Origin of the sequence: Paenirhodobacter ferrireducens, assembly GCF_004022265.1 — a bacterium.
Taxonomy (GTDB): Bacteria; Pseudomonadota; Alphaproteobacteria; order Rhodobacterales; family Rhodobacteraceae; genus Rhodobacter; species Rhodobacter ferrireducens.
This window is the reverse complement of sequence record NZ_SAVB01000009.1, coordinates 152216-158504: the sequence shown is the minus strand read 5'-3', so window position 1 is coordinate 158504 and position 6289 is coordinate 152216. Positions and strand designations below refer to the sequence as shown.

The window sequence follows — 6289 nt, the reverse complement described above, 5'->3', positions numbered from 1 at the left end:
GATCCGGGTCCCGCGGCTCGAGCAGGCTGTCGGTCCGCGGCGCCGTGCGCGGTGCCGGGGCATCGAGATCGCGCAGTGCCGCGCGCGTGCCCGCCCCGTTGCCCAGCATCTGCCCCGGGTCGAGGCGCTGATGCAGCGCCTGCTGCACCAGATCTAGGTCGAACCGCCGCGCTCGCCCCTCGCCGGTGAAGCACCCGGCCAGCGTGCCCTGGGCGACGTATTGCGAAATGCGCGCTTTCGACACGCCAAGGCGCTGCGCGAGCGTCGTGGCATTCACCTGCACGCCGCAATCTCCCATGGTTGGCTGGTAAAGCCCGGTTGGACTTGTTAAGGCCCAGCAGGTTAAGGCTTGCCCGGTCGTTAAGCGGGCCGAAACTATCAGGGCCCGAATTACCCGTGCGACGAGGGGGGCCGGGAAGGACCCGGGCGGTTGGCGCCGACCGATCAGGAACCTTCGGCCTAGCCAAGCCGCTTGTAGAACATCTGGCTCAGCGTCCGGGACAGATGGCCCTGCAGCCGCGCCTCGAAAACCGCCATCGCCTCTTCGTGGAAGTCGAGCCGCGGCTCGTATCTCGGCACCTTGTCCGTGAGGATCGCGACGATGCCGATATTGCCCGAGGCGTCCTTGCGGTAGATCCCCGGATAGAGCCCCGACTGCGGCACGAAGTAGGTGGAGCGCTTGCGCTTGCGCCCGCTCAGGGTCGAGCGCGCCGTGGCATTCGCGGCATAGTCGCGCTGGATCTTCAGCGCCGACATCACCTGGTTGCGCTCGCCCGTCGACCAGTTTCCATAGGCATCGAGCCGCGCCTCGTCTGCCGGGATCACCGCCGAGATCAGCCCGTCATAGGCCAGCGCCCGCTGCATCTGGCCCTCGAACCCAGTCGTTCGGCGCGGCCCGCCGGCTTCCTCGACCTTCAGATAGTCGCGCGACGCCCGCGTCGGACGTTCCACCACCGCGGCCGTCAGGTCCTCGACCCGCGCCTTCTTCACGTAGAAGGCGTTCTCGGTGAACTTCGTCGGCCGGTCGAACACGACCGTCATCCGGTCCCGGATGTGGTCTTTGACTTCGTCTGCCGTGTCGTTCAGGGCCCAGGTCGCGGCGATGCGGATGTCCCGCTCGGCCATCACCGTCAGCGCAGCGACGAAGCCCGAGACGTCCAGAGCAATCTCGGCCATCTCCACCTCGCGAAACAGGAACGCCCGGTCGGGTCGTTCCCGCCGGGCGCTCGTGTAGATCATAGGAAGAGATATGCCTCCGGTGGTGATAAGCGTCAATCCCCTTTCTGCGGATACCCCCGCATCCGGTCGAGGGAGGCCACAAGCGCCGCGACAAGGCGCTTGCGATGCGTTCCGTCCACGTTCCAGCCATGCGCCGCCAGAATGCTGCTCAGGTCCATGTCTTCGAGGCAGACCGCATCCACGAGACGGCGGTCGAGGATGATCGAGGCCCCTGCCCCGCGCGCACTCGGCCGCAACCGGCGCACCACCATCGCCGCCCCGTCACCGATCCGCCGGCGCAGAAGCGCAATCTTGCGCGCGTCCTCGAGCCGCAGGTCGGTCACGTCGACGCCCCGGCCCGAGCCGCCCGTCCGGCCCTCGAGGCTCGAGAGCTTGATCGCCCCAGCCTCGTGCCGCTCGACCAGCGTCCGGTAAAGCCGCGCGATGGCGATCTGCCCGGGCGTGAAGGGCGCGGGCTTCTTCGCCGCCTGCGCCCGCGCTTCCATCCGGTCGAAGACATCGGCCGCCCGCACCGCCCTGCGCGGCTGCGCCTCGCCCGGGCCCTGATAGCCCGCATCCTCGATCGTGTTGCGCGTGCCCGGCCGGATCTGCCGCACGGTGAACACCCGGCACGCCCCGCGCGCCGGCGCCACCGGGATCTCGGGGCCGCAGACCTCGGGCGCCGTCGCTGCCTGCAGCAGTGCCGCCCGCCGCCCCGCCTCGCCCATCGTGAGCCAGCGCGTCACCGAGATCTCGGCCGGCCGCACCGCCAGCAGCTCGGCCGCCGCCAGACGCTGCGCCGCGCTCAGCCGCGCCCAGTCCTGCACCGACACCCCCACCGGCCGCGCCGCCTCCGCCATCGCGCTCATGCCGCACCTCCGGCCTGTACCAGCTCGGCAATGGCCTCGCAGCGCGTCACCGCCGCACCGCGCCGCTCCAGGAACTGCCGGTCGGCCTCGGACACGAACCGCCCCGCCGCATCCGCATCACGCACCATCCGCATGCGCCGGTCAGCGTCGCGCCCCCGCTCGCGCACCTGCTCGACGGCAAAGCCGCCCGGCCACAACCGCGTCTCGCGCAGGTGCCGCAGCAGCTCGGGCGCCCAGCCCTCGGCCAGCGCCCGCCGCCCGAGATCGGCCGCAAACACCGCCCGCATCAGGGGCGAGGCATCTTCCGGCGGCGCCTGGATCTTGCGCGCACGCTCAAGGATCTGGTTCGCAATCGGCATCCGGTCGCTGTCCTTGCGGGCGGCCTCCGCCGCCACCTCGTCGGCCAGCGCCTCGAGGTTCAGCGCCGTCATGTAGGCGAGCCGCGCGCAGAGGTCGCGGCACATCCCCGCATACTTCTCCAGCGTCAGCCTGGCCGGCCGCTCCAGCCCCAGCCGCTCCAGCGGCTCGATCAGCAATTCCCGCACCCGACGCTCGCCGGCTGCCTGTTCTGCACTGTCCATTCCACCTGCTCCGTTCTCATCGCATATTCAGAGTTATCCACAGGCGCCGTCGGTCGGATTGCGGTCCGTTCCGTGTGTTTCATTTCTTATATTTTCTTTTCTTTTCTTATAGATTGTAACAGTTACCGTTCAGTGCTGGAACGTTCCGGAACTGTTCATGAACAGTTCCGTTCTGTTACGTCACAGAATTTCAGTAGTGCGCAGGCCGGCCGAACCACCCTTCCTGCCGCGCCACCATCAGCACCCGTTCATAGGCGCTGACACGGCGCTGCCCGCTGACGTGATCGAGCAGCCACTTGTCCATCCGCTCGACCAGCACGGTGTCATCGAGGGTGCGATCGTTGACCCCGAGCGCCCGCAGCCCCTCACGCAGCCGCTTGAGCCGCATCGCCACCGCACGCTCGCCCGCCGCCCGTTCCCGTTCCTCGCGGCGTGCGAGCGCGTCCTGCAACACCTCGATCACCACCGGATGCGCCAGCCGCACCCGATCGCCACAGCGCACCCGGAACCAGCCCCGCAGCGGCCCGAAGTCCATCGCCCGCAGCTCCCGCCAACGGATGATGTCGAGCCGCAGCAGCCGCGACAGCTGCACGTCATCGTCAGGCAAAGTCCCGGTCGGCGACTGCATCTGCGCGATGTCGAAGAGCGCGCGGGCCACCCCCTGCACCTCATAGGTCGCGCACAGGTGCATCGCGCTGTTGAGCCAGCGCGAGAAGTGCCACGCCACGAAGAAGTGGTTCTCGAGACGGAGGTCGCCCAGCTCGTAGTCTGGCAGCTCTGCCGCCTCGACCAGGTTCACCTTGGGAACACCCATGATCACGCCTCCTTTGCCCGCGCGCCCTGCCCTAGATCCGCGCCGCTCGCGGCCCGATCGCCGCGCACACGGCATCAAGCCGCTTGCCCAGCACCGCCGCCCGCTCGGCGCAGTCCGCCTGAACTGCAGCGATCTCGGCCCGGATCGCCTCGATCTCCTCGTTGCCGCTGGTGGGACCAAAATCCCGCTCGCGGATCTCGGTCACCCAGCCCGGCAGGCACCAGGTGCCCACGGCCTCGGCAACCGTCTTGTCGGTGTCCGCCCCCTTGTAGCGCTTCGCCTTGCGGTCATAGGTCAGCACCAACATCTCGATGATGTCGCCGCGCTGCTCCTGCGACGGCTGCCGCAGCGCCTGTTTTGCCTCGGTCTTCTGGACCATCGTCTTCTCCTCGATCGGTTTGGGTTTTGGATCGGCGCCATGCCGGCGCCGCGTGCATCTCGGGCAGAGGTGCTTCGTTCCATCGAACTGAACCCAGCCCTTGGAACGTGCAAATCGTCCGAACGCCTTGCTGACGGTGAATGCCGCACGACCGTTGAACGCTCCTGCCTTTTTCTGGACATCAAAGGGCAATTCCGCGCAGCACTCGTCACAGGTAAGCAGCACGCGCATCCCCCCGGAATGCCACTTGACCCCGCGCATCGTCATAGCTGCCCCTCCTGCGCGCAAAGCCCCAAAGGGGCGCGGCGAGACCGGCCCGCCGCGCCAGTTGGCCGGCCTGCCGTGCGGCGCCCGTGGACAGGGTCGCAGGCCGGCGGGAAATCCGAGGCTCCGCTCGCCCGGGCGCGTTCCGCCCGCAGCTGCATGGCCCGCCGCACGATCACCTGTTGCATCGCCACGGATCGGCGGCGGCGGGCGAGGTAGATGTAGTTCACGCACAGACCCAGCTGCCGGCAGGCCTCTGCCTCAGACGGCCAGGACATGCCGCCAATCGAGAACTGCCGCCCCCGGTTGCGCACGGGCTCCCGAGGCAGGCCGAGCCTGTCTTCCCGCCCCTGCACGATCGCCTGGTAAACGGCGTTCGTCGTCACCCCAAGGGCACGCGCCGCCGCCTTCGCATCGGGGTAATCCTCGCCCCTGATGCGCACCGGCATCGGCTCACACCCATGCGGCATCCCCACACGGTCGAGCCGGCCGGCCCGTGCCGCCTGGCGGATCGCATCGGCGCCAACCCCGAACGCCTGCGCTGCGGCATTCACATCCTGATAGGTCACGCCGCGGATCGTGATCTCACCATACTTGCGCAGCCCCATCACGCACCGCCTTTCGGTGCGGTGGCCTGCGCCAGATCAAGCAGCGCCCCCCTCAGCTGCTCGTTCTCGGCGGTCAGGGCATCGTTCGCATGGCAGGCTTCGAGGAACGATTTCGTCAGATCGCGCAGCCGGAGAATTACAAAGTCGATATTTTCGTGGTGCCCTGCAAACCGCCTGTCAATCTCACCTGCAGCGCGGAGAAGGCGCGAGATGGCATCGTCCGTCGCTTCGGTGCAGGCAACCTCTGGCTCTGGTGGGTAGCAACCAGCCTCGACCTTTGCCCCGTCCTGTGCGGCGGGGAGAGTGATGGACATACGCACGAGACGGGCCAGAGCGATTGCCAGCTGACGGCGATACCATTCGGCCCGTTCCGCCCTCCATCTTTGACCGCTTCCATCACCCTCTAGGTCAAACGACTGATGGCCGATGACCAATCGCGGACACCCACACATGCCAGTCGTGGTGCAGCGGTCATACATCGCCTGCTCGTCATCCGTCAGTTCTCGCACCAGATAATCGCTGCTCATGCCTCACCCCCGATCAACTGGGGGGCAAGGCGGGCGCTCAGCGCCTCGACCTCGACCTCGCACCCAAGCTGCCACGCCTGCGCCACGACCTCGGCCAGCGTCTCGCGCCAGTCGAACCGTCCCAGAAGGTCAGGCCGGACATGCGCCACATGCGCATAGGCCGCCAGACGATCCGCCATCTTGAGCCAGCGCAGCTCAGTCTCGCTCAGGTTCGGCGGGCATCCCAGCTCCACCAGCCGCTGCGCCTCGCACGCCGCATGTGCCGCGGCGATCTTCGGGTGGGCCACCTTGAACGGCCCCGGCAGGTCCCCGCATTCCGGCTCGCCCGCATCATGGTGCAACGCCGCGTCGATCAGATGCCGCGACGGCGACGGGTGCAGCGCCAGCAGGATCTGCGCCACACGCGCATGATGCTCCGCCAGCGTCTCGCGCACATGCGCGAGGTCAGGGTTGGCGTGCCAGCGCGTGCAATATCCGCCGCGCAGGATCTCGTGCAGGTCACGCATGCAGCACCCTCCCGCCCCGCAGCGCCGCAATCCGTGCCGCCAGCGCCGCGCGCAGGTTCGCGTGCGCCTCGAGGCTCTCGTCGGTCTCGCGCAGCGCCCGCTCGCAATCCTTCAGCGACCCGCTCAGCGCCGCGCGGAATGCTGCCGCCTGCGCCTCTCCGCCTTCCTTCGCGACCACCTGACAATGCCCGCCGAGGTCCGAGACCTCCGCCTCGAGCGGCTGGAACACCCCACCGGCCAGCGCCGCGAAGTGCTCGCAGATCGCCCGCGCTGCGGCCTGGTTCATCCGCCCGAGCCGGTCGAGATAGTTCACCCCGAGCCCGCCCGGTCGGTCCTCGCGGATTTCGGTGCCATAGCTCAGCGACGAGGCCGTCACGCCGATCGCGGCGCTGACCTTGCGCAGGCCGCCCGCCGCCTCATAGGCCGCCGCAACCGCGTCCTGGATCGAGCCTGCCTCACAGGGGCGCATGTGAAACCTCCGGAAATCTGTTCGCTTGGGGATGGACCGCGCCCGTGCGAGGGT

9 protein-coding genes and 1 pseudogene are annotated in these 6289 nt (G+C 68.4%); all 10 read right to left on the bottom strand.

The window, feature by feature from the left end; translation table 11 throughout:
- Nucleotides 1-283, bottom strand: a pseudogene (locus EOW65_RS09175) (hypothetical protein); the annotation flags it as partial.
- A 176-nt stretch (nt 284-459) separates the two neighbouring features.
- Entirely contained in the window at nt 460-1239 is a 780-nt protein-coding gene (locus EOW65_RS09170; RefSeq protein ID WP_240664601.1) for a hypothetical protein, read from the bottom strand.
- A gap of 32 nt (nt 1240-1271) precedes the next feature.
- Complete coding sequence (locus EOW65_RS09165) at nt 1272-2087, bottom strand: hypothetical protein (RefSeq protein WP_128148719.1); 816 nt, start codon at nt 2085-2087, stop codon at nt 1272-1274.
- Nucleotides 2084-2668 carry a hypothetical protein gene (locus tag EOW65_RS09160; protein WP_128148717.1) on the bottom strand — a complete coding sequence of 195 codons (585 nt, stop codon included), beginning with the start codon at nt 2666-2668 and terminating at the stop codon, nt 2084-2086. Before EOW65_RS09160 ends, EOW65_RS09165 begins: the two co-directional genes overlap by 4 nt.
- Before the next feature lie 190 nt (nt 2669-2858).
- Nucleotides 2859-3482, bottom strand: coding sequence for a hypothetical protein (locus EOW65_RS09155; RefSeq protein WP_128148715.1), 624 nt, complete (start codon nt 3480-3482; stop codon nt 2859-2861).
- 31 nt (nt 3483-3513) lie between these two features.
- The gene (locus EOW65_RS09150) at nt 3514-4128 is read right to left on the bottom strand and encodes a hypothetical protein (RefSeq protein WP_128148713.1); all 615 of its coding nucleotides are present in this window, start codon (nt 4126-4128) and stop codon (nt 3514-3516) included.
- Nucleotides 4125-4733 (bottom strand): hypothetical protein, encoded by a 609-nt coding sequence (locus EOW65_RS09145; RefSeq protein WP_128148711.1) that lies wholly within the window; start codon nt 4731-4733, stop codon nt 4125-4127. Before EOW65_RS09145 ends, EOW65_RS09150 begins: the two co-directional genes overlap by 4 nt.
- Nucleotides 4733-5260, bottom strand: a complete 528-nt coding sequence (locus EOW65_RS09140) for a hypothetical protein (RefSeq protein ID WP_128148709.1) — start codon at nt 5258-5260, stop codon at nt 4733-4735. Before EOW65_RS09140 ends, EOW65_RS09145 begins: the two co-directional genes overlap by 1 nt.
- On the bottom strand, nt 5257-5766 hold the full coding sequence (locus EOW65_RS09135) for an HD domain-containing protein (RefSeq protein WP_128148707.1): 510 nt from the start codon (nt 5764-5766) through the stop codon (nt 5257-5259). The genes EOW65_RS09140 and EOW65_RS09135 overlap by 4 nt, the downstream gene beginning before the upstream one ends.
- Complete coding sequence (locus EOW65_RS09130; protein ID WP_128148705.1) at nt 5759-6235, bottom strand: hypothetical protein; 477 nt, start codon at nt 6233-6235, stop codon at nt 5759-5761. Before EOW65_RS09130 ends, EOW65_RS09135 begins: the two co-directional genes overlap by 8 nt.
- Nucleotides 6236-6289: the final 54 nt, after the last annotated feature.